The following is a 20,971-nucleotide window of genomic DNA, read 5'->3' as shown; positions in this document are numbered from 1 at the left end:
GTAGTGTTTGAGAGGAGGTAAACTCAATGGAAGCAAAAGCACATGCTAAGTCCGTACGGATTTCTGCTCGCAAAGTGAAACTTGTTATCGATTTGATTCGCGGTAAGCAGGTTGGTGAGGCGATCGCAATTCTTCGTCACACTCCAAAGTCCGCTTCTCCAGTCGTTGAGAAATTGTTGAATTCTGCGATTGCAAATGCAGATCACAACTACTCTTTGGACGTAAATAAATTGGTAGTATCTCAGGTTTTTGTAAACCAAGGTCCTACAATGAAACGATTCCGCCCGCGTGCAATGGGTCGTGCAAGTCGCATCAACAAACGCACCAGTCATATTACTCTGGTGGTATCTGAAAAATAAGGAGGGAAAACGTGTGGGCCAAAAGGTAAATCCCGTCGGACTCCGAATCGGTATTATCCGTGATTGGGAATCCAAATGGTATGCAGGCAAAGATTTCGGTGATCTTTTGCTGGAAGACGTTAGAATTCGTGAACATCTGAAAAAAAGATTGAAAGACTCCGCTGTATCCCGTGTTGAAATCGAGAGAGCAGCTAACCGTGTCAACGTAACGATTCACACTGCGAAACCAGGTATGGTTATCGGCAAGGGTGGTTCCGAAGTTGAAAATCTGCGTAATGAAATTACTAAAATCGCAGGCGGTAAAAAGGTACACATCAATATTTCTGAAATTAAAAATCCTGAACTGGACGCAATTCTGGTTGCTGAAAGCATTGCACAACAATTGGAACGTCGTGTTTCTTTCCGTCGTGCTTTGAAACAAGCGATTCAAAGAACTATGCGCTCCGGAGCAAAAGGAATTAAAACTCAAGTAGGCGGACGTCTTGGCGGTGCCGAAATCGCTCGTTCCGAAGGGTACAGCGAAGGAACTGTTCCACTGCATACGCTTCGTGCCGACATTGACTATGGTACAGCGGAAGCTCATACTACTTACGGTCGTCTTGGCGTAAAAGTATGGATCTATCGTGGAGAGGTTCTTCCTCCAGCTAAGAAACAAGCTCCTCAGGAAGGAGGCAACTAATCATGTTGGTACCAAAACGCGTAAAACATCGTAAACAACAACGTGGTCATATGAAGGGTCGTGCAAAAGGCGGTACTACACTGAACTTTGGTGAGTACGGTTTGCAAGCTACTGAACCTGCATGGATTACTAACCGTCAAATCGAAGCTGCTCGTATTGCGATGACTCGTTACATCAAACGTGGTGGTAAGGTTTGGATTAAAATTTTCCCTGACAAACCAATTACTCAGAAGCCTCTTGAGGTTCGTATGGGTAGTGGTAAAGGTAACGTAGAAAAATGGGTTGCAGTAGTGAAACCAGGCAAGATTATGTTTGAACTTGCTGGTGTTCCGGAAGAGATTGCTCGTGAAGCAATGCGTCTTGCCGCTCACAAACTGCCAATCAAAACTAAGTTTGTGAAACGTGAAGAATTGGGTGGTGAAGCAAATGAAGGCTAGTGAATTCCGCAACCTAACCACTGCTGAAATCGAACAAAAGATCTCCGGTTTTAAAGAAGAACTTTTCAACCTTCGTTTTCAACTCGCTACCGGTCAGCTTGATAACCCGACTCGGATCGGCGCTGTGCGTAAGGAAATTGCTCGTGCTAAAACTGTGATCCGTGAAAGAGAACTTGGGATTAGCTAAGATATCAGACCGGGTGGAAAATCCGCCTGTAATTAGGAAGGAGGCCAACAATGAGCGAACGTAATGCCCGTAAAGTATTAGTCGGTAAAGTAGTCAGCGACAAAATGGATAAAACGATTGTGATTGCTGTAGAAACTTACAAAAAACATGATCTCTACCATAAACGCATTAAAGTAACTAAGAAATTCAAAGCTCATGATGAAAACAACACTGCACAAATCGGTGATACTGTTAAAATCATGGAAACTCGCCCTTTGTCCAAAGACAAAAACTGGAGACTGGTCGAAATCGTTGAAAAAGCTGTTATAATCTAATGTAGTGTAGTTTTTCCGAAAGGAGGATAAATAAATGATTCAACCATTTACACGTTTGACTGTAGCTGACAATTCCGGCGCGAAGGAACTGATGTGTATCCGTGTGCTCGGTGGTACGGGACGTCGTACAGCTCAAATTGGTGACCTGATCGTTTGTTCCGTAAAACAAGCAACACCAGGCGGCGTTGTCAAAAAGGGTGATGTAGTAAGAGCGGTTGTTGTTCGTACTAAACGTTCTATCCGCCGTAAAGACGGTTCCTACATCGGATTTGACGAGAACGCAGCAGTGGTCGTTAAAGAAGACAAGAGCCCACGTGGTACTCGTATTTTCGGACCAGTTGCTCGCGAACTTCGTGACAAGGACTTCATGAAAATCGTTTCCTTGGCTCCGGAAGTGATCTAAACTCACCTTAAAATGTGCCCGTAGGAGGTGTACGAAATGCCAAAAGTGAAAAAAGTTCTGGAATCCCATAACAACAAGCTGCACGTCAAAAAAGACGACACTGTTCTGGTGATTACAGGTAAAGATAAAGGTAAAAAAGGTCGCGTTATCGCTGCTTACCCTCGTCAAAACCGTGTGCTTGTGGAAGGTGTTAACATGATTAAAAAACACCAAAAGCCTAATCAGCTGAATCCACAAGGCGGCATCATCGAGAAAGAAGCTCCGATTCACGTTTCCAACGTTATGCACATTGATCCGAAGAGCGGAAAAGTAACCCGTGTTGGTTACAAAGTTTTGGACAACGGAAAAAAAGTGCGCATTGCAAAACGTTCTGGAGAAGTGATCGACTAATTATTTTTTGAAGAAAGGAGGTATATGATTCATGGCTACAACAAGAATGAAAGAACGTTTCTTGAAAGAAATCACTCCTGCTTTGATGCAGAAGTTCAACTATACAACAGTGATGCAAGTGCCTAAAATCGAGAAAGTTGTAATCAACATGGGTGTTGGCGACGCAGTCCAAAACTCCAAAGTACTTGATTCAGCTCTCAACGACATGCAGCTAATTGCTGGTCAAAAACCAGTAATCACTCGCGCAAAAAAATCTATTGCAGGTTTTAAATTGCGTGAAAACATGCCGATCGGTGTAAAGGTAACACTTCGTGGCGAGCGTATGTATTATTTCTTGGACAAATTGTTCAACATTACTCTTCCTCGCGTACGTGATTTCCATGGTGTATCGACAAAAGCTTTCGACGGACGTGGTAACTACACGCTTGGTCTGAAAGAACAGTTGATCTTCCCGGAAATCGAGTATGATCAAGTTGATAAAGTTCGTGGTATGGACATCGTTATCGTAACGACTGCCAAAACTGACGAAGAGTCCCGTGAGCTTCTGACTCAGCTGGGCATGCCTTTCGCAAAATAATGTTGGCATAACGTTTCGGGCGTCTGATTTTAAAGACACCCTGTTCTCCGAAACTATTTAGGAGGTGTCAGGCTAAGTGGCAAAAACTTCAATGAAAGTCAAACAACAACGCGCACCAAAGTTTAAAGTTCGTGCTTACACTCGTTGCGAGCGTTGTGGTCGTCCACATTCGGTACTGCAAAAGTTTAAGATCTGCAGAATTTGCTTCCGTGAATTAGCTTATAAAGGCCAGATTCCTGGCGTGAAAAAAGCAAGCTGGTAAAAAGTCCTGTTTGGGAAGGAGGTTTATACACAATGACTATGTCTGATCCAATTGCAGATATGCTTACTCGTATTCGTAACGCGAACACAGTTCGTCACGAAACAGTAGAAATGCCTGCATCTACAATGAAAAAACAAATCGCCGACATCCTGAAACGTGAAGGATTCATTCGTGATGCGGAATTTGTTGAAGATAGCAAACAAGGGATCATCCGTATTTTCTTGAAATACGGTGCGAACAACGAGCGTGTTATTACAGGTTTGAAAAGAATCAGTAAACCAGGTCTTCGCGTTTACACGAAGAGCAATGAGATTCCACGCGTACTGGGTGGACTCGGGATCGCAATCATTTCAACATCCAAAGGTATCATGACCGACAAAGAAGCACGTCAGTCCAAAGCCGGCGGAGAAGTTGTTTGCTACGTTTGGTAAGATAACGTTTAAAAGATAGGAGGTGCAACAGATATGTCCCGTATTGGTCGTAAACCAATCACAGTACCAAGTGGTGTTGACGTGACTTTGAACAACACAGCGATCACAGTTAAAGGTCCTAAAGGAACATTGACTCGTGAGCTTCATAAAGACATGTCCGTTACTGTGGAAAACAATGAAATTAATGTAGTTCGTCCTTCGGACAACAAACTTCACCGCTCTTTGCATGGAACAACCCGCAGCGTTGTCAACAACATGGTAAGTGGTGTAACTGAAGGATTTTCAAAATCTCTGGAGCTGGTTGGGGTCGGATATCGTGCAAGCAAATCCGGAGATAAAATCGTTCTGAACGTTGGATACTCTCACCCGGTTGAAATCACACCGGAAGCGGGCATCGAATTCGAAGTTCCTTCGAACACTAAAATTATCGTTCGCGGAATTGATAAAGAGCGTGTAGGTGCCTACGCTGCTAAAATTCGTTCCGTTCGTGAACCTGAACCGTACAAAGGTAAAGGGATTAAATACGAAGGCGAGCGCATCATTCGTAAAGAAGGTAAAGCCGGTAAGAAGAAATAAGTTTCTTACCGACTTTGTGCGGTCTTTCTGCAGGAAAGACTTCGTACTTCTTTTTTACCCAGTGCGTCTTAGTATAAAGTTTTAAAAGGCAAACTGAAGGGAGTGAAAACTTGAGATGATTACAAAACAAGATAAAAATAAAGCACGTGTCAGAAGACATCTGCGTGTACGTAAGAAAATCGAAGGTACGGCTGTACGTCCTCGTTTGAACGTATTCCGCTCTTCCAAGCATATCTACGCACAACTGATTGATGATGTAGCTGGTGTAACATTGGTATCTGCATCCACTATGGATAAAGAACTGAGCAGCGAAATCAAAAACGGCGGTAGTGTAGAAGCAGCTCGTAAAGTTGGCGAACTCGTTGCTAAACGTGCGAAAGAAAAAGGTCATGCTAACATCGTATTTGACCGTGGTGGATACTTGTATCATGGACGGATTCAAGCTTTGGCTGATGCAGCTCGCGAAGCAGGCCTTGAATTCTAAGACATTTCTCAAAAGGAGGTTAACGACTTGCGTGTAGATCCGAATACTTTGGAACTGACTGAAAGAGTAGTAAATATTAATCGTGTAGCTAAAGTTGTCAAAGGCGGACGCCGTTTCAGCTTCAGTGCTCTGGTAGTAGTGGGCGACGGCAACGGCTGGGTAGGCGCTGGAATCGGTAAAGCTGGCGAAGTACCTGATGCAATTCGCAAAGGTATTGAAGATGCTAAGAAAAACCTGGTTCACGTTCCACTCGTAGGAACAACAATTCCTCACCTTGTTACAGGTAAGTTCGGTGCTGGCCGGGTTCTGTTGAAACCGGCATCGGAAGGTACTGGAGTTATCGCTGGTGGTCCGGTTCGTGCTGTACTGGAACTTGCTGGTGTAGGTGATATCTTGACAAAATCTTTGGGTTCTTCGAATTCCATGAATATGGTCAATGCGACTTTGGAAGGTTTGTCCCGCTTGAAACGCGCTGAAGAAGTTGCAAAATTGCGCGGCAAATCCATCGAAGAGCTGCTGGGCTAAGGAGGGAATATCATGGCGAAATTAGAAATTACCCTCGTTCGTTCGTTGATCGGCCGTCCTGGTAATCAGAGAACGACTGTTAAAACGCTCGGCTTGCGTAAAATCAACCATAAAGTAGTTCAACCCGACAATGCAGCTATTCGCGGGATGATTAATCAAGTTAGCCATTTGGTTTCTGTTAAAGAAATTGAGGCTTAAGAAATAACGTATTTTAACAATAATCAAGGAGGTGCAACGAACGATGAAGTTACATGAGCTTTCCCCAGCTCCAGGCTCCCGCAAAGAACGTAAACGTTTGGGTCGTGGTCCTAGTAGCGGTACGGGTAAAACTTCTGGTCGTGGTCATAAAGGTCAAAACGCTCGTTCCGGCGGTGGTGTACGTCCGGGCTTCGAGGGTGGTCAAAACCCACTGTATCGTCGCTTGCCTAAACGCGGTTTCGTAAATCCTACTCGTAAAGAGTATGCGGTTTTGAATATCGAAGATTTGAACAGTTTTGCAGCGGGTACAGAAGTAAGCCCTGAGTTTTTGCTGAACAATGGCATTGTGAAAAACGCCAAATCCGGAATTAAAATTCTGGGTAACGGTGAAATCACTGTGAAATTGACAGTTAAAGCGAACAAGTTCTCTCAATCTGCGGTAGAGAAAATTGAAGCTGCCGGCGGTAAAACCGAGGTGATCTAATGTTCAAGACCCTGAAAAATATATGGCGGGTTGAGGATCTTAGAACCCGAATCCTGTTCACCCTGTTTATACTCTTTGTATATCGTATTGGCTCCTTCGTGCCGGTTCCCGGCGTGAACAAGCAAGTCTTTACTTCTCAGGATCAGGCAGGAAGCGAGTTGTTTGGACTCCTTAACACCTTCTCAGGGGGCGCATTGTATCAGTTTTCGATCTTCGCCCTCGGGATTATGCCATATATTACAGCGTCCATCATTGTACAGTTGCTGTCAATGGACGTGATTCCGAAACTTGCGGAATGGGCTAAACAAGGAGAGCATGGTAAAAAGAAGTTGGCTCAAATTACGCGTTATGGTACGGTAATACTTGGCCTGATTCAAGCATTCGGAACGTCGATTGGCTTTAATCGACTGTACGGTGCAGCGATGATTCCAGGAGCCACTTTTGCAGATTATCTGGTCATTGCCATTGTGCTTACAGCAGGAACTACGTTCCTTATGTGGCTCGGTGAGCAAATTACCGAAAAGGGAATCGGCAACGGTATCTCTATTGTTATCTTCGCAGGGATTGCGGCGGGTATTCCAAGACATATTCGGACGGTTGTAGAATCTCAGTTTATTCAGGCAGATCAGCTGTTTATGAATATTCTGAAGGCAATTATAATTGCCCTGGTGATTGTTCTGATTATTGTTGGTGTTATCTACATCCAGCAAGGTATTCGGAAAATCCCGGTACAATACGCGAAACGTGTAGTTGGCAACAAAATGTACGGTGGCCAGAATACGCATATTCCGATGAAAATTAATGCGGCAGGCGTTATTCCGGTAATCTTTGCGGTATCATTGCTGCAATTCCCGACAATTATTGCGAGTTTCTGGGCAGATCATGCTTGGGCTAAGTGGATTACCACTTACTTGTATTATGACAAGCCGCTGGGCATGGTTTTGTATGTCGTAATGATTATCGGTTTCACATTCTTCTATACCTTTGTACAGATGAATCCGCAGCAAATGGCCGACAACATGAAGAAAAACGGCGGTTATATTCCGGGAATTCGCCCGGGTAAAGCCACGGAGAAATACTTGACACGAGTAATGTCACGTTTGACAATGACAGGAGCTTTGTTTCTGGCAGTCATATCCGTTTTGCCGGTATTCTTCGGTTCGCTTTCGGGCTTGCCTCGTTCCGTGCAAATTGGCGGTACTTCATTGCTCATCATCATTGGTGTAGCATTGGATACAATGAAGCAAATCGAAAGCCAACTGATCAAACGCCATTACAAAGGCTTCATCAACAAATAGGCAATAGGTACCGGCTTAGGATGTTCGCATGCTTACCGGCACCTTTTGTGCTGTTTCTTGTGTAGGGGTCGTCTTGAGGAGTGACAGATTGTGAATATTTTGATCATGGGCCCTCCGGGGGCTGGTAAAGGTACACAAGCAGATGTCATTGTGAAGGAATTCGGCATTCCTCATATCTCGACAGGTGATGCTTTTCGCCTAGCGATGAAACAGGGAACACCTATTGGCATTAAAGCTAAAGAATATATCGACAAGGGTGAACTTGTTCCGGATGACGTAACAATCGGTATCGTTGAAGAACGGCTACAACAGCCAGATTGCAAGAAAGGGTTCTTGCTGGACGGTTTTCCAAGAACTTTGGCTCAAGCTGAAGCCTTGGATCAAATTTTGGGTCGTTTGAATACGAAGCTAGATGACGTCATCAACCTGAAAGTGGATAGTGACAACTTGTTGGCACGAATCACTGGACGGCGGGTTTGTAAAAGCTGCGGAACTAGCTATCATATTGTCTTTAATCCTCCTAAGGTTGAAGGCATTTGCGATAAAGACGGTGGGGAACTCTATCAGCGTCCTGACGATAATGAAGATAGCGTAAGAACACGACTTGACGAATATAGTAATAAAACAGCACCACTCCTCACGTTTTATGAGAACCAGAATCTTCTGCGTCATATTGACGGAGAACAGGATATTGATGTGGTTTCCCAAAATATCGTGTCCTTGTTGCGGGGTTAGCTGTAATGATCATTTGCAAGTCGGGGACGGAATCAAGCTTTATGAGGAAAGCTAAGAGAATAGATACGGAAACGGATCATCTCTTGGCAGGACACATCGAGCCCGGTATTACGACCGGTGAACTTGATCATTTAGCTGATCGGTATATTCGCAGTCAAGGAGCTGTGCCGTCTTTTAAAGGTTATAACGGTTTTCCTGCTAGCATTTGCGCTTCAGTCAACGAACAACTGGTGCACGGATTTCCCGGCAAACGCAAGTTAAACAAAGGCGATATCATCGCGAAAACTCGCCAGTTTACAATGTCGCATGCCATTCGGCAATATATTGAGAATCCAAACCGTGGTATTCCTGAGCAGGGGCCGAGGCTGAAAACCGGCATTGGGCTGGCTATTGAATCAATGATTCAGATAGGTTCTCACCATGTAGGGACGCTGGAAGACAACTGGACGGTCGTTACGATGAACGTAACCTCATGTGCTCATAACGAGCAAGCGGTGACGTGCGAAACGGGCGGCATGGACATTTTCACGAAACTGAGTGCGTAGGTGATTGGAATGATTCAGCAAGGAAACCTGCAAATCGGTCAGCTGGTGAAGATTCTGAAAGGCAGAGGTGCCGGACAGATTGCGGTTGTCGTTTCAGTAGCAGATAGCAGGTTTGTATATATTGCGGATGGGGATAAACGAAAGTTTGATCAAGCGAAGAAGAAAAATGTTCTTCATTTGGTGCCTCAGACAAAGATTAGTAGCGAGATTGTAAACAGTTTAAACGAAAGCGGTCGGGTGACGAATGGAAAGCTGCGCCATGCAGTGAAAACTTTCCTGGACTCGTCCGAATACCAAGCTGAAGAGAAAGGAGACTGACTTTGGCCAAAGAAGATGTCATTGAGGTTGAAGGTACGGTAATCGAGCCACTGCCGAACGCTACGTTCAAGGTAGAGCTGGAGAACGGTCATCAAATTCTTGCTCATGTTTCCGGAAAGCTGCGGATGCACTTTATCCGTATTTTGACAGGCGACAAGGTGGTTGTACAGTTATCGCCTTACGATTTAACCAAAGGCCGTATAACGTACCGCAAGTAATTCATGCAGGTTTTTATTAAACGTATGTCATTTAAAAAACTTGTTTTGCTCGGCAAAACGATGTGAATGTTCACGAAGCGAGTTTTACCAGGGTAAAGCTTGGAGGAGGTAATCAACATGAAGGTAAGACCTTCTGTAAAACCTATTTGCGAAAAATGCAAAGTCATTCGCCGCAAAGGGAACGTAATGGTTATTTGCGAAAATCCGAAACACAAACAAAAACAAGGTTAATAGAAGGGGGTGTAGCGTAAAATGGCTCGTATAGCTGGTGTGGATTTGCCACGTGACAAACGCGTTGAGATCGCCTTGACTTACATTTTCGGAATCGGTAAAACGACTTCTCAGAAAATCTTGAAGGAAACAGGCATCAGTGCAAACACGCGTGTTCGTGATTTGACTGAAGATGAAGTGAGCAAATTACGTGAAACGATCGACAAAGAAGTTAAAGTAGAAGGCGATCTGCGTCGTGAAATTTCCTTGAATATTAAACGTCTGACTGAGATTGGCTGCTACCGTGGTGTTCGTCACCGTCGTGGGTTGCCTGTTCGCGGACAACGTACTAAAACTAATGCTCGTACCCGTAAAGGTCCTCGTCGGACTGTAGCGAACAAAAAGAAATAAGAAGGGAGGATAACATTCAATGGCTAAACCGAAAAAAGTTGTACGTACAAAACGCCGTGACCGTAAAAATATCGAGACTGGCGTGGCACACATCCGTTCCACGTTCAACAACACGATCGTTACGATCACAGATCCACACGGTAACGCAATCTCTTGGGCCAGCTCAGGCGGCATGGGATTCCGTGGTTCCCGTAAATCTACTCCATTCGCAGCGCAAATGGCCGCAGAAACTGCTGCTAAAGCTGCTATGGAACACGGCATGAAAACTGTCGAAGTCATGGTTAAAGGACCTGGTGCAGGTCGCGAAGCAGCAATCCGCTCTTTGCAAGCTGCTGGTTTGGAAGTTAACCTGATCAAAGACGTAACTCCGGTACCTCATAACGGATGCCGTCCTCCAAAACGTCGTCGCGTCTAATGAGATTTCTCCTCTGCGTGTAGTATAGATCCGGCACAAACTGCCAAGAATGGATGTTTAGGTATACTGCATGATAGACTATGGATAAGGTGAATGTTTCATATAGGAGCGACGTTTTGAAGGAGGGATATTGCAGTGATAGAAATCGAAAAGCCGAAAATTGAGACGGTTGACGTCAATGATGATGGCACCTATGGAAAATTCGTAGTAGAACCGCTGGAACGCGGATACGGTACGACGCTGGGAAACTCGCTTCGCCGTATTCTGTTATCCTCGTTACCGGGGGCAGCAGTCACATCGGTTCAGATCGATGGGGTTCTGCACGAGTTTGCAACGGTTCCCGGTGTGAAGGAAGACGTAACGGAGATCATTCTGAACTTGAAAGCTTTATCGCTTAAAATCCACTCGGATGAAGAGAAAGTACTCGAAATCGATGCGGAAGGCGAAGGAGTTGTAACGGCAGGAGATATCCGTGCGGATAGTGATGTGGAAATTCTTAATCCGGATCTTCACATTGCTACGCTCGGGCCGGGTTCGAGACTTCACATGCGTATTTTTGCCAATCGCGGTCGCGGTTACGTTAAGCAGGATCGGAACAAACGTGATGACCAGCCGATCGGCGTCATTCCCGTCGACTCCATCTACACTCCGATTGCACGCGTGAACTACGGCGTAGAAAATACGCGTGTCGGCCAGGTTACGAATTATGACAAGCTGACACTTGAGGTTTGGACTGACGGAAGTATTCGTCCCGAGGAAGCAGTGAGCCTTGGAGCCAAAATTTTGACCGAGCATGTGATGTTGTTCGTGGGTCTCACGGACGAGGCAAAAGATGCTGAAATTATGGTTGAAAAAGAAGAAGACAAGAAAGAAAAAGTTCTTGAAATGACGATCGAAGAGCTGGATCTCTCCGTCCGTTCCTATAACTGCCTTAAGCGCGCTGGTATCAATACGGTACAAGAACTCACGACTAAATCTGAAGAAGATATGATGAAGGTCCGTAACTTGGGTCGCAAATCTTTGGAAGAAGTACAAGAGAAGCTCGAGGAACTTGGTTTAGGACTTCGTACGGAAGAATAGTACAGCAACGTTTTTGTGAAGGAGGGGAAATTACATGGCATACCAAAAATTGGGCCGTAACTCCAGTGCCCGTAAAGCTTTGTTTCGTGATTTGGTAACCGATCTGTTCTTGTATGAGCGTATCCAAACTACTGAGGCTAAAGCGAAAGAAGTTCGTTCTATTGCTGAAAAACTGATCACCAAAGCGAAAAAAGGAGATCTGCACGCACGTCGTCAAGTGGCTGCGTTCGTTCGCCGTGAAACTTTGGATGGTGAGCAGGATGCAATCCAAAAGCTGTTTAGCGAATTGGCTACACGTTACACTGAGCGTCCAGGTGGATACACTCGTATCCTGAAATTGGGACCTCGTCGTGGCGACGCCGCTCCAATGGTATATCTGGAATTGGTTGACCGCGCGTAAACAGGCGAAGATGAGGGAAGGGTGGACAGAATCGGCTTGATTCTGAACAACCCTTTTTTTCTCTTGGAGGAGTCCTTGAGGGGCTTCTCCTTTGTTATGTTCGGTTATTCCTTGTAAGGCCAGAGACTACCCCTACAAAGGTGTGAGAAGCATGCGGAACTTGTGCATGAAGGTGAACTATGACGGAACCCACTATGACGGCTTTCAGACGCAACCTAACGGTAACACCATTCAGGACTGCCTTGAACATGCTATTTACTCATTGACGGGCGAGCGTCTTAAAATTACAGGCTCAGGCCGTACAGATGCAGGTGTACATGCATATGGGCAGGTATTCAATTTTCACACTGAATCGCCGATTCCGTTACAGCGCTGGTGTCTGGCACTTAATGCCTGGTTGCCTCGTGATATCATCGTTACGGATGCGAGAGAGGTGCCACTGTCCTTTCATGCACGCCGCATGGCGAAGCGGAAGACATATCGGTACAGTATTAATGCGAACCGGTTTCCGGACATCTTTCACCGTCGTACACAGGCCCATCATCCAACGAGTCTGGATGTAAGAGCGATGGAGGAAGGGTTGGCTCATTTAGTTGGCACCTTTGACTATACTTCGTTCGCATCTCGACGTTCCCAAAAGACGAATCATGTTCGCACTATTTACGAAGCCTATATGACAGTAGACCATTCCTTTTCACGTCCGGACTCGGATGATCAGGGAATTATCCATACTTATATTACAGGTAGCGGATTTTTGCAGCACATGGTTCGGATTATTATGGGTACTTTACTGGAAGTGGGAGAAGGCAAAAAATCGTCGGATGATATTCCTTCCATTTTGGAGGCGAAAAATCGTTCAAAGGCCGGACCTACGGCCGTTGGACATGCTTTAACGCTCTGGAATGTAGAGTACGACGAAAACATCAAAAAACATTGATTTTACCCTTGCGGAATTGATGGTTATCCTGTAATATAAAAGTTGTGTTTTCTTAATGGCTTTCCCACAGCCCCAATTAAGATAATCACTTTAAATTAACATCTAATCCATCAATAATGCAGCAACTTAACGAACGAAGATAAATGATGATTTCTGTTAACGAACTTAAGGAGGATACTTTTCATGCGTACTACGTATATGGCGAAGCCAAATGAAGTTGAGCGCAACTGGCACATCATTGATGCCGAAGGCAAAACGCTCGGCCGTCTGGCAAGCGAAGCGGCTGCGTTGATTCGCGGCAAACACAAGCCACAATTTACACCACATGTGGACACAGGTGATTTTGTTGTTGTAATCAATGCGGAAAAAATCGTATTGACCGGTAAAAAAATGGAGAACAAGAAATACTACCGTCACTCCCTGCATCCGGGTGGTCTGAAAGTAACGGTTGCACAAGAAATGGTTAAGAACAAGCCTGAGCGTATGTTGGAATTGGCTGTTCACGGTATGCTTCCTAAAACTCGTCAAGGCGAGAAAATGAAGCTGAGACTTAAAGCTTACAGAGGCACTGAGCATCCACATGCAGCACAAAAACCTGAAGTTTACGAACTTCGCGGATAATTAAAAGGGAGGACAGTTTCATGGCACAAGTACAATACTATGGGACAGGTCGTCGTAAACATTCGGTAGCTCGTGTTCGTCTCGTACCGGGTGAAGGACGCATTGTCATCAATAAGCGTGATATTAATGAATATTTCGGTTTGGAAACTCTCAAACTGATCGTAAAACAACCACTGAACCTGACAGAAACAGTTGGCAGCTATGACGTACTCGTTATCGCTCATGGTGGTGGTATCTCTGGTCAAGCCGGCGCAATTCGCCACGGTATTTCCCGTGCTCTGTTGAAAGCAGATCCGGAATTCCGTCCAGCTTTGAAAAAAGCAGGCTTCTTGACTCGTGACCCACGTATGAAAGAACGTAAAAAATACGGTCTCAAAGCCGCTCGTCGTGCACCACAGTTCTCGAAACGTTAATATTTCGAATACAGAAGAACCTTTTCCTTATGGAAAGGGTTCTTTTTTATTTAGTCATTTCCTGATCCTTATCCACATGTGGATAAGTAGACCTACTCTAAAATTTCATGGGCTTCAGCATGTTTCTGCGAATACATAAATAACCGCATGCAAATGCATGGAACACGAAAAGTTATCCACGATGTAATTGAAGACGATATTGTTATACACAAATACAGTTTGCTATTTCAACGGAGTTTATTCTGTAATGTTTATAACCTGTGACTAAAATATAATGTTCGACTATTCCATTTAGCCTCATCTTAATATTCTCTGCTAAGTGCTGTTTCACGAGATACTTTGCTTTCACTTGTTTATGTAAAGTCTCTTGATATGTTCTGGCTGGTACTGTCTAGGCCTCTTGTGCAGCTGTTTTGGGCGTAGCTAGGGATACGGCAAGGAATACCTCTTTTTATTTGTGTGCACTGAGAGAAGGACGCTCCTTAGCCTAGCAATGTCTGCTTCCTAGGCTACTGCAATTGCAACGGCGATATACAGGTTACCAGTAATGGAAATAGTCTACACAGCAATCGCTCCAAACTATAACCGGGAGCACCATGTATTGTCCGACTGTGTCTACCCTCATAAAATTGACCCCCCTTGATGACAGGCTTTAAATAGGCTCCAGTAGCGATAAGAGTCTTGCTTGTATCCAGTGGACTAATTCCTCGGGAATTGCCTCTACAAGCGCTTTAGGATTGAATAGAGGCATAATAAAAGTTCAGCGCGCAGTCATTTCTTTTATAATTTCCACAATGAAAGCATCGCTGACGCCAGAGCTCCAGAAAAGTATAGTGGATTTCATCTAGCTAAAAAATTCGATTAAAGGCTATTTTGCCTTCATCTGAACTCGTCCACATACGGACTTCATCTTTGGAATGCAAAATAAGAGCTCAGAAACCTAAAGTTATTTTCAATTCCCTCGGTTAGCACCCTTCGATAATCTTAGATTCAGAAACGATGCTTGCTTTCTTCTACAGATGGTTCTTGCTTGATTAAGTAACCCAAAGCTGTTCAGCATACCGATGGCTGCCGCGCACTGGGCCAAGATTAGGATACGCCGCTCCTAGATGCCTCTAAAGCATTTTACTCAGAAGATCCACAAGCAGACGTATAGTACAATAATACATTTTAGCTATACAAATCATTCAACTAAGTAATTTTGCGTAGGATGGTAGGTTGTCAAAAAAATGCTTATCCGCACGTTCGAGTTGCTCTTCCAAAGTCAAAACCATAGGGCATATTCCTTCAAGGACCAAACTATTTCCATATTGTTGTAATATAAGAAAGGCCTTTGTTTAAAAGCGTACTGGTGGTACTTCTTTGTCTTCGGCAGAGTAGAGAAGAAGCCGCCGATGTTGACGTAAAAAGCCTACATTCAAGCATACCTTCAGCTACAATAGTTACTTTTAGTAACCAAAGAGCCTGTGGACCATTTTCAAGTGTTTGGTATAAGAATATTTTATATAAAGCCAATGAACTTGGTTGGATACGTAAGAAAGCATAAAAGAATGCTGACAGAACAACATTCCTGCAAATTTGGGTGGATAAATGCTTACATCAGGCCATTTTGCCTTGGATTGACAATGATTGTGAAAGTTTTATACTGTATTTAATCTTATTAGTTTAGTCGGTATTGAAATGACACTTATTTATGAATCTTCATATGGAGGCGCATTGATAATGAATTTATTGGAGAAAGAAGCGTTGATTAGAGTCAAGGCAATTGAACTGGAAGAGGCTACCCCAGAGGAAGTTATCCAGTATGCTGTTCTTACATTTCCCAATCTTACCTTTGCTTGTAGCTTCGGAGCAGAAGATGTAGTACTAGTAGATATGCTTCAAAAAATTAGCCCTTCCACCGACATTTTTTACTTGGACACCGACTTTCATTTTCAAGAAACTTATGATACGCGAGATCAGATGAAAGCCAGATATAATTTGGATTTTGTCAGGGTCTCTCCCTTAATTACTCCTGAAGAGCAAGCGGCTGAGCATGGAGAGGAACTGTGGAAAACAGATCCTAACACATGTTGTGGTATACGCAAAGTTGAGCCGCTGACACGCATTTTGTCACAATACGATGCATGGATTACCGGTATTCGTCGGGATCAGGCCCCTACCCGTGCGAATTCAAAAAAGGTAGAGTATGATGAAAAGTTTGGACTCGTTAAATTTAATCCCTTGGCAAGCTGGACATCCGTGGATGTATGGAACTATATCCGTACTCATGAAGTGCTGTATAATCCATTGCATGACCGCAATTATCCCAGTATCGGTTGTGAGCAATGTACCCGTGAAGTTCTACCAGGTGAAGACCCTCGTGCAGGCCGCTGGTCAGGCAATGAGAAAACAGAGTGTGGGCTCCATCAATAAAATGGTATTCAGGTAACTATGAGTCGTATTTATGAAGAGAAGGGAAGTGCATTATGACTGCAATTCTTCCGCATGGCGGAACACTTGTTGATAAAATCATTACAGGACCGGAGCAAAAAGCACTTTTGCAGGCCGCAGGAGAATTGTTTCCTATCCGTGTAAACTCATGGACCATTTCTGATCTGGATTTGATTGGAGTGGGAGCTTTCTCTCCTTTGACGGGGTTTATGAATGAATCTGATTATCGGTCGGTGGTAACAGATATGCGTCTTGCCGATGGTACAGTCTGGAGTATTCCCATTACTCTTGCAGTTGTAGAAAGTGTAGCCAGTGAACTGAAATTAGGTCAGCAGGTGGCTTTGGTGGGTGAAACAGACGGTACTATCTATGCTGTACTTGATATTGAAAGTATTTATCAGGTAGATCAGGCTGAGGAAGCCAGACGAGTATTCAAGACCGATGACCCGGCTCATCCTGGCGTAAACAAACTGTTAGATCGACCTGCTACGTATGTTGGTGGATCTGTGCAAGTGCTGAATCGGCCGGAGCCCACACAATTTAGTGAGTTTTACTATACACCATCACAGACACGCGACTATTTTGTAGAAAAAGGCTGGAAAACAGTGGTCGGTTTTCAAACACGAAATCCGGTACACCGGGCACATGAGTACATCCAAAAAAGCGCGATGGAGATTGTGGATGCTTTGTTTCTAAACCCACTCGTTGGTGAAACCAAGTCAGATGACGTTCCGGCAGATGTGCGTATGAAGAGCTATCTGGTGCTGCTGGACAATTATTATCCGGCTGATCGGACTTTTCTAGGGGTATTTCCTGCTGCCATGCGATACGCGGGTCCTAGAGAGGCCATTTTCCATGCTATTGTGCGAAAAAACTATGGCTGCACCCATTTTATTGTTGGAAGGGATCATGCCGGGGTAGGAGACTATTATGGTACCTACGAAGCACAGGAAATTTTCAGGCACTTTACAGCTGAAGAGCTGGGGATTACTCCATTGTTCTTTGAACACAGCTTTTATTGCACCCGATGTGGAAATATGGCCTCAAGTAAAACATGCCCACATCCCAAGGAGCATCATTTGACGCTCTCGGGCACCAAGGTACGGGAATTGTTGCGCTCTGGGGTTTGCCCGCCACCTGAATTTACACGACCGGAAGTCGCTCAAGTGCTGATTGAAGGTATGAAAGAATTTGTTCATGCCTGAGTTGTACTATCTACACGCCTCGTCCCATATAGATTATTAGTATCTGTATAGGACGGAGGCGTTTTGTTATGCAAAAAAATAATCGTAAACACGAGGTTACACTGTGGATTCGCTATCGGACGTTGCAAAAAATGCTGTTGGGCTGTTGTCTCGCCGTTCTTTTTATTACACTGACATTGTATGAGATACCTGCTTCGAGAGCTTGGATCCATTGGAGTTTACCGCTTACTGGTAAAGTAATTGCTATAGATGCTGGACACGGAGGGCCTGATGGAGGGGCAGTTAGCAAGGAGGGTATCATTGAAAAGGATATTAATCTGGCGATCGCTTTTTATCTGCGGGATTATTTGCAGCAAGCAGGTGCTGTTGTTGTCATGACACGTGAGGATGACCGCGATCTGGCGCAGCAAGAAACGAAAGACTATGCCAGAAGAAAAACGGAGGATTTGAAGCAGCGTGTGCGTATGATTGAGGAGCAGAAAGCGGACCTCTTTTTAAGTATTCATATGAACAGTATCCCGTCGAGCCGCTGGAGTGGAGCCCAAACCTTTTACGTACCTAATCATGCAGATAATGGGAATTTGGCATCCTTAATTCAGGAAGAGATCAAACGCAACTTGGAAAATACGGACAGAGTGGCAAAAACCATGAACACAGTTTATTTATTGAAGGCTCTTAAAATGCCAGCAGCCCTTGTAGAAGTCGGATTTTTGTCCCATCCAGAGGAAGCCCGACGACTAAGTGACGAGAACTATCAAAGGCAGGTGGCAGCGTCCATATATAAGGGGATTTTACGGTACAGTGCCGGGGAAAAAGGGATCTCGTCAGCACCCGAAGTCAGATAGTGGTATACTGTAAGTGTTTACCACTCCGTAAATTCATTAAAGCAGAGGTGCTGATAATTCATGCAATCAAGAGAGCAAGTTATAGAGCTACTTCAACAAGTACGGGAGCCTCAAACGGGACGCCGTCTAGTCGATCTTCATTTTATTCGGGATGTGGTTGTTAAAGAGGATAGGGTATCCTTGACCGCTATTAGTCTGAATAGCCAGGAAGAGACGCGTGCAGAACTGGAGCGGGAAATCCGGCAGACGTTAGAAGAGGCGGGATTAAGTCACGTCCATATTCGTATTCGTGAAGCATCTGAGCATGAAAAGTCCGCTATTCAAGCTGTGGAGAATACCGAGGAAGCCGCTGACCCGGTTTTGACCAAAGGACATGCTGTCGGTATGGAAGAACATGAGCTGCTTAACCCAGCATCTGGCGTCCGGTTTATTGCCATTGCAAGCGGAAAAGGTGGTGTCGGAAAATCGACAGTAGCTGTAAATTTGGCGGCTGCTTTAGCTAGACAGGGGAAGCGTGTGGGTTTAATTGATGCTGATATTTACGGATTTAGCGTGCCGGATATGATTGGAGCGGAGGATGTTCCTTCTGTCCAAGATGGTATAATTCAGCCGGTGGAGCGATTTGGTATCAAAATCATGTCTATGGGCTTTTTTGTCAGAGAGAACAATCCGGTGATTTGGAGAGGTCCCATGCTGGGGAGAATGCTCAGACAGTTTTTTAGTGATGTTGAATGGGGAAAGCTGGATTATATGATACTCGATCTACCACCAGGTACTGGCGATGTAGCGCTTGACGTACATCAAATGATTCCGCAGAGTGAAGAAATCATTGTCACTACCCCACATGCAACAGCAGCTTTTGTAGCTGCACGTGCAGGGGCTATGGCGCTCCAAACGGATCATAAGGTCATTGGCGTTGTCGAGAATATGTCTTATTATGTATCCTCCACTGGAGAAAAAGACTATGTTTTTGGACGTGGAGGCGGGGCTATGCTGGCAGATACCCTTCATACGAAACTGCTGGCGCAAATTCCGCTGGGTATTCCAGATAATCACCCTTCAGAAGCCGACTTTTCTCCATCCGTATATAAATCCGAGTCGGCGACAGGGGCTATTTACAATGATATTGCCGCCCAAATTACGATGTTACATGCGGATTCTGAATAAGAAAAAAGGCTGGTTGTTGAACCAGCCTTTTTATTATTGGCTTCCTCCTTGTTCTCCTTCACCACCACCACCACCACCATCTTGCTTCTGATCCCCAGAGCCACCTTGCCCACCGCTTTTTTTCTCAACCTTAGGTTGGAGTTCCTCTTGTACAACAGTTTTGAGTAAATTCATGACCTCAAGCCGAAAAATCGGATTCTGCATGGCATCATGCATGACTGTCATAGATTGTTTGCGGTATTCAGGGGTTTTAGTTAAGTCCATGTACATCTTGGTCAGTTCTGGCGACTTGAGCATCGCTTCAATAGATTTTTGATAAGAAGGGTCTTTTATAAGTTGCATATGAAGCTGTTTGCTTTGGCTGTTGATGGCTTTGGCAAATTCTCCGGCAAAACGCGGATCAGTCATAATTTTTTCGATTTCTTTTTTATATTCAGGTGATACCAAAGTATCTTTGACTGCGATTTTCATCTGTTCAGCCGATTGCATAGGCATAAGCATTTTCATTCCCATGCTGCCACCAGACCCACCACCAGACCCACCGTCCTCACTGCTTTGACCGGATTGTCCTTCTTTTGAAGTGCTTTCCCCGGTTAACGCCTCCTCTACCGCTTTTTTTCCGTCATCGCTTTTCAAGATATCGACAACCATCGTTTTCATCTCTTTATAACTGTTCTGGGGGGGCGCAGAACCCTGATCCGAGCCGCAGCCGCTTAGTGCAACGCCCAGTACGCATACCATGCTAACAAATCGCAAACGAGTCCAATTCATGGCCGTATTCCTCCTTCATCATGAATGTGGATAGTATGCGGATGAATGGGGAGAAATATGTCGAGTTGCTTTTGGTTTTTAGCTGAGAACGATGTAAAATAACTCCTTAAAGACCCAGTGCATGATCGCGTACCTCTTTGCCTTTTACTGTACCCTGTTGAAGCAGTTCAGATACAGTCACGAATTCATAGCCTTGTGCGCGCAACTTGTCGATAATGACGGGCAGAGCTTCATGAGTTTGTTTACAGGAATCACTGGCATGCAGAAGGACGATATCACCAGGATGCGCTTTATTTACAACACGGTCGATTATGACCTGAGTACCAGGGTTTTTCCAGTCCAGGGAATCTGTGTCCCATTGAATGGTTTTGTAGCCTAAAGTGCTGGCAACCTGAAGAACCCTTTTATCAAAGTCGCCATTAGGCATACGGATCAACTTTGGAGACTGCCCAGTCAGTTCGGTCAATGTGGTATGAGCAGTTGAAATCTGCTTACGAATATCTTCATCACTTAAGCTACTGTAATTTTCGTGTTTATGGCCATGACTGCCGATCTCAAATCCGCTTTCTTTAATCTGATTCACAAGCTCTGGATGCGTTTTACTCCAAGGGGCCGAAAGAAAAAAGGTGGACTTGGTCACTTT

At 44.7% G+C, this 20,971-nt stretch carries 34 protein-coding genes (1 of these 34 cut by a window edge); 32 read left to right on the top strand and 2 right to left on the bottom strand.

All coding sequences use genetic code 11. The features are described 5' to 3' along the window. Window positions 1-26: 26 nt before the first annotated feature. From rplV to KAI36_RS23480, 32 genes are all read left to right on the top strand, one after another. Window positions 27-359, top strand: coding sequence for a 50S ribosomal protein L22 (gene rplV, locus KAI36_RS23635; protein WP_013312157.1), 333 nt, complete (start codon window positions 27-29; stop codon window positions 357-359). A gap of 13 nt (window positions 360-372) precedes the next feature. Then, a complete protein-coding gene (gene rpsC / locus KAI36_RS23630) occupies window positions 373-1,038 on the top strand; it encodes a 30S ribosomal protein S3 (protein WP_013312156.1) in 666 nt (221 codons plus the stop codon). A 2-nt stretch (window positions 1,039-1,040) separates the two neighbouring features. Further along, window positions 1,041-1,475 carry a 50S ribosomal protein L16 gene (gene rplP, locus KAI36_RS23625; RefSeq protein WP_007432576.1) on the top strand — a complete coding sequence of 145 codons (435 nt, stop codon included), beginning with the start codon at window positions 1,041-1,043 and terminating at the stop codon, window positions 1,473-1,475. Next, on the top strand, window positions 1,465-1,662 hold the full coding sequence (rpmC, locus tag KAI36_RS23620) for a 50S ribosomal protein L29 (protein WP_007432575.1): 198 nt from the start codon (window positions 1,465-1,467) through the stop codon (window positions 1,660-1,662). The genes rplP and rpmC overlap by 11 nt, the downstream gene beginning before the upstream one ends. Window positions 1,663-1,712: 50 nt before the next feature. Continuing rightward, the gene (gene rpsQ / locus KAI36_RS23615) at window positions 1,713-1,976 is read left to right on the top strand and encodes a 30S ribosomal protein S17 (RefSeq protein WP_007432574.1); all 264 of its coding nucleotides are present in this window, start codon (window positions 1,713-1,715) and stop codon (window positions 1,974-1,976) included. A 34-nt stretch (window positions 1,977-2,010) separates the two neighbouring features. Beyond that, window positions 2,011-2,379: a 50S ribosomal protein L14 gene (gene rplN / locus KAI36_RS23610; RefSeq protein ID WP_007432573.1), complete on the top strand. Its 369-nt coding sequence runs from the start codon at window positions 2,011-2,013 to the stop codon at window positions 2,377-2,379. Between the two features lie 36 nt (window positions 2,380-2,415). Next, on the top strand, window positions 2,416-2,769 hold the full coding sequence (gene rplX, locus KAI36_RS23605; RefSeq protein WP_013312155.1) for a 50S ribosomal protein L24: 354 nt from the start codon (window positions 2,416-2,418) through the stop codon (window positions 2,767-2,769). Window positions 2,770-2,800: 31 nt separating this feature from the next. Then, window positions 2,801-3,346: a 50S ribosomal protein L5 gene (gene rplE / locus KAI36_RS23600; protein WP_007432571.1), complete on the top strand. Its 546-nt coding sequence runs from the start codon at window positions 2,801-2,803 to the stop codon at window positions 3,344-3,346. Window positions 3,347-3,422: 76 nt separating this feature from the next. Beyond that, window positions 3,423-3,608 (top strand): type Z 30S ribosomal protein S14, encoded by a 186-nt coding sequence (locus tag KAI36_RS23595; RefSeq protein ID WP_010348808.1) that lies wholly within the window; start codon window positions 3,423-3,425, stop codon window positions 3,606-3,608. 32 nt (window positions 3,609-3,640) lie between these two features. Continuing rightward, window positions 3,641-4,039, top strand: coding sequence for a 30S ribosomal protein S8 (gene rpsH, locus KAI36_RS23590; protein ID WP_007432570.1), 399 nt, complete (start codon window positions 3,641-3,643; stop codon window positions 4,037-4,039). A gap of 33 nt (window positions 4,040-4,072) precedes the next feature. Then, window positions 4,073-4,615 (top strand): 50S ribosomal protein L6, encoded by a 543-nt coding sequence (gene rplF / locus KAI36_RS23585; RefSeq protein WP_013312152.1) that lies wholly within the window; start codon window positions 4,073-4,075, stop codon window positions 4,613-4,615. Window positions 4,616-4,730: 115 nt separating this feature from the next. Then, complete coding sequence (gene rplR, locus KAI36_RS23580) at window positions 4,731-5,099, top strand: 50S ribosomal protein L18 (protein WP_007432568.1); 369 nt, start codon at window positions 4,731-4,733, stop codon at window positions 5,097-5,099. A 27-nt stretch (window positions 5,100-5,126) separates the two neighbouring features. Then, window positions 5,127-5,624, top strand: a complete 498-nt coding sequence (gene rpsE / locus KAI36_RS23575; RefSeq protein WP_013312151.1) for a 30S ribosomal protein S5 — start codon at window positions 5,127-5,129, stop codon at window positions 5,622-5,624. 12 nt (window positions 5,625-5,636) lie between these two features. After that, a complete protein-coding gene (gene rpmD, locus KAI36_RS23570) occupies window positions 5,637-5,822 on the top strand; it encodes a 50S ribosomal protein L30 (protein ID WP_013312150.1) in 186 nt (61 codons plus the stop codon). Window positions 5,823-5,865: 43 nt separating this feature from the next. Then, the gene (gene rplO, locus KAI36_RS23565; protein WP_013312149.1) at window positions 5,866-6,306 is read left to right on the top strand and encodes a 50S ribosomal protein L15; all 441 of its coding nucleotides are present in this window, start codon (window positions 5,866-5,868) and stop codon (window positions 6,304-6,306) included. After that, window positions 6,306-7,604 (top strand): preprotein translocase subunit SecY, encoded by a 1,299-nt coding sequence (secY, locus tag KAI36_RS23560; protein WP_061831397.1) that lies wholly within the window; start codon window positions 6,306-6,308, stop codon window positions 7,602-7,604. Before rplO ends, secY begins: the two co-directional genes overlap by 1 nt. Window positions 7,605-7,694: 90 nt before the next feature. Next, window positions 7,695-8,339 (top strand): adenylate kinase, encoded by a 645-nt coding sequence (locus KAI36_RS23555; RefSeq protein ID WP_013312147.1) that lies wholly within the window; start codon window positions 7,695-7,697, stop codon window positions 8,337-8,339. Between the two features lie 5 nt (window positions 8,340-8,344). Further along, a complete protein-coding gene (locus KAI36_RS23550; protein WP_049827765.1) occupies window positions 8,345-8,884 on the top strand; it encodes a M24 family metallopeptidase in 540 nt (179 codons plus the stop codon). Window positions 8,885-8,893: 9 nt separating this feature from the next. After that, a complete protein-coding gene (locus KAI36_RS23545) occupies window positions 8,894-9,202 on the top strand; it encodes a KOW domain-containing RNA-binding protein (RefSeq protein WP_220026164.1) in 309 nt (102 codons plus the stop codon). A gap of 2 nt (window positions 9,203-9,204) precedes the next feature. After that, a complete protein-coding gene (gene infA / locus KAI36_RS23540; RefSeq protein WP_006212898.1) occupies window positions 9,205-9,420 on the top strand; it encodes a translation initiation factor IF-1 in 216 nt (71 codons plus the stop codon). A 117-nt stretch (window positions 9,421-9,537) separates the two neighbouring features. Beyond that, a complete protein-coding gene (gene rpmJ / locus KAI36_RS23535; protein WP_003333770.1) occupies window positions 9,538-9,651 on the top strand; it encodes a 50S ribosomal protein L36 in 114 nt (37 codons plus the stop codon). A 21-nt stretch (window positions 9,652-9,672) separates the two neighbouring features. Next, window positions 9,673-10,041, top strand: coding sequence for a 30S ribosomal protein S13 (gene rpsM / locus KAI36_RS23530; protein ID WP_007432560.1), 369 nt, complete (start codon window positions 9,673-9,675; stop codon window positions 10,039-10,041). A 19-nt stretch (window positions 10,042-10,060) separates the two neighbouring features. Continuing rightward, a complete protein-coding gene (gene rpsK, locus KAI36_RS23525) occupies window positions 10,061-10,456 on the top strand; it encodes a 30S ribosomal protein S11 (RefSeq protein ID WP_013312144.1) in 396 nt (131 codons plus the stop codon). 135 nt (window positions 10,457-10,591) lie between these two features. Further along, window positions 10,592-11,536: a DNA-directed RNA polymerase subunit alpha gene (locus tag KAI36_RS23520; protein WP_007432558.1), complete on the top strand. Its 945-nt coding sequence runs from the start codon at window positions 10,592-10,594 to the stop codon at window positions 11,534-11,536. Between the two features lie 34 nt (window positions 11,537-11,570). Beyond that, on the top strand, window positions 11,571-11,936 hold the full coding sequence (gene rplQ, locus KAI36_RS23515) for a 50S ribosomal protein L17 (RefSeq protein WP_013312143.1): 366 nt from the start codon (window positions 11,571-11,573) through the stop codon (window positions 11,934-11,936). A 151-nt stretch (window positions 11,937-12,087) separates the two neighbouring features. Next, a complete protein-coding gene (gene truA, locus KAI36_RS23510) occupies window positions 12,088-12,873 on the top strand; it encodes a tRNA pseudouridine(38-40) synthase TruA (RefSeq protein WP_023990555.1) in 786 nt (261 codons plus the stop codon). A gap of 183 nt (window positions 12,874-13,056) precedes the next feature. Continuing rightward, window positions 13,057-13,494, top strand: coding sequence for a 50S ribosomal protein L13 (gene rplM, locus KAI36_RS23505; protein WP_013312141.1), 438 nt, complete (start codon window positions 13,057-13,059; stop codon window positions 13,492-13,494). A 20-nt stretch (window positions 13,495-13,514) separates the two neighbouring features. Next, on the top strand, window positions 13,515-13,907 hold the full coding sequence (gene rpsI, locus KAI36_RS23500; RefSeq protein ID WP_013312140.1) for a 30S ribosomal protein S9: 393 nt from the start codon (window positions 13,515-13,517) through the stop codon (window positions 13,905-13,907). Window positions 13,908-15,629: 1,722 nt separating this feature from the next. After that, on the top strand, window positions 15,630-16,322 hold the full coding sequence (locus tag KAI36_RS23495; RefSeq protein ID WP_220026163.1) for a phosphoadenylyl-sulfate reductase: 693 nt from the start codon (window positions 15,630-15,632) through the stop codon (window positions 16,320-16,322). A 53-nt stretch (window positions 16,323-16,375) separates the two neighbouring features. Then, window positions 16,376-17,545 carry a sulfate adenylyltransferase gene (gene sat / locus KAI36_RS23490; protein WP_025724252.1) on the top strand — a complete coding sequence of 390 codons (1,170 nt, stop codon included), beginning with the start codon at window positions 16,376-16,378 and terminating at the stop codon, window positions 17,543-17,545. A 68-nt stretch (window positions 17,546-17,613) separates the two neighbouring features. Then, a complete protein-coding gene (gene cwlD, locus KAI36_RS23485) occupies window positions 17,614-18,390 on the top strand; it encodes an N-acetylmuramoyl-L-alanine amidase CwlD (protein WP_220026162.1) in 777 nt (258 codons plus the stop codon). Between the two features lie 60 nt (window positions 18,391-18,450). Next, complete coding sequence (locus KAI36_RS23480) at window positions 18,451-19,557, top strand: Mrp/NBP35 family ATP-binding protein (RefSeq protein ID WP_220026161.1); 1,107 nt, start codon at window positions 18,451-18,453, stop codon at window positions 19,555-19,557. 33 nt (window positions 19,558-19,590) lie between these two features. On the opposite strand, the gene gerD is transcribed toward KAI36_RS23480, so the two are convergent. Both gerD and pdaB read right to left on the bottom strand, forming a co-directional pair. Further along, window positions 19,591-20,328: a spore germination lipoprotein GerD gene (gerD, locus tag KAI36_RS23475; protein ID WP_220026160.1), complete on the bottom strand. Its 738-nt coding sequence runs from the start codon at window positions 20,326-20,328 to the stop codon at window positions 19,591-19,593. Between the two features lie 106 nt (window positions 20,329-20,434). Beyond that, on the bottom strand, window positions 20,435-20,971 hold the 3' portion of the coding sequence (pdaB, locus tag KAI36_RS23470) for a polysaccharide deacetylase family sporulation protein PdaB (protein ID WP_025724248.1). The gene runs 243 nt beyond the window's last position; 537 of the gene's 780 nt are visible here — the last part of the coding sequence; the start codon falls outside the window, past its right edge — the gene reads right to left on this strand; the stop codon is at window positions 20,435-20,437.

The sequence above is a fragment of the Paenibacillus sp. S02 genome (assembly GCF_019454065.1).
GTDB lineage: Bacteria > Bacillota > Bacilli > Paenibacillales > Paenibacillaceae > Paenibacillus > Paenibacillus polymyxa_B.
Note: the sequence above shows the minus strand (reverse complement) of the source record. Positions and strands in the feature narration are given on the sequence as shown.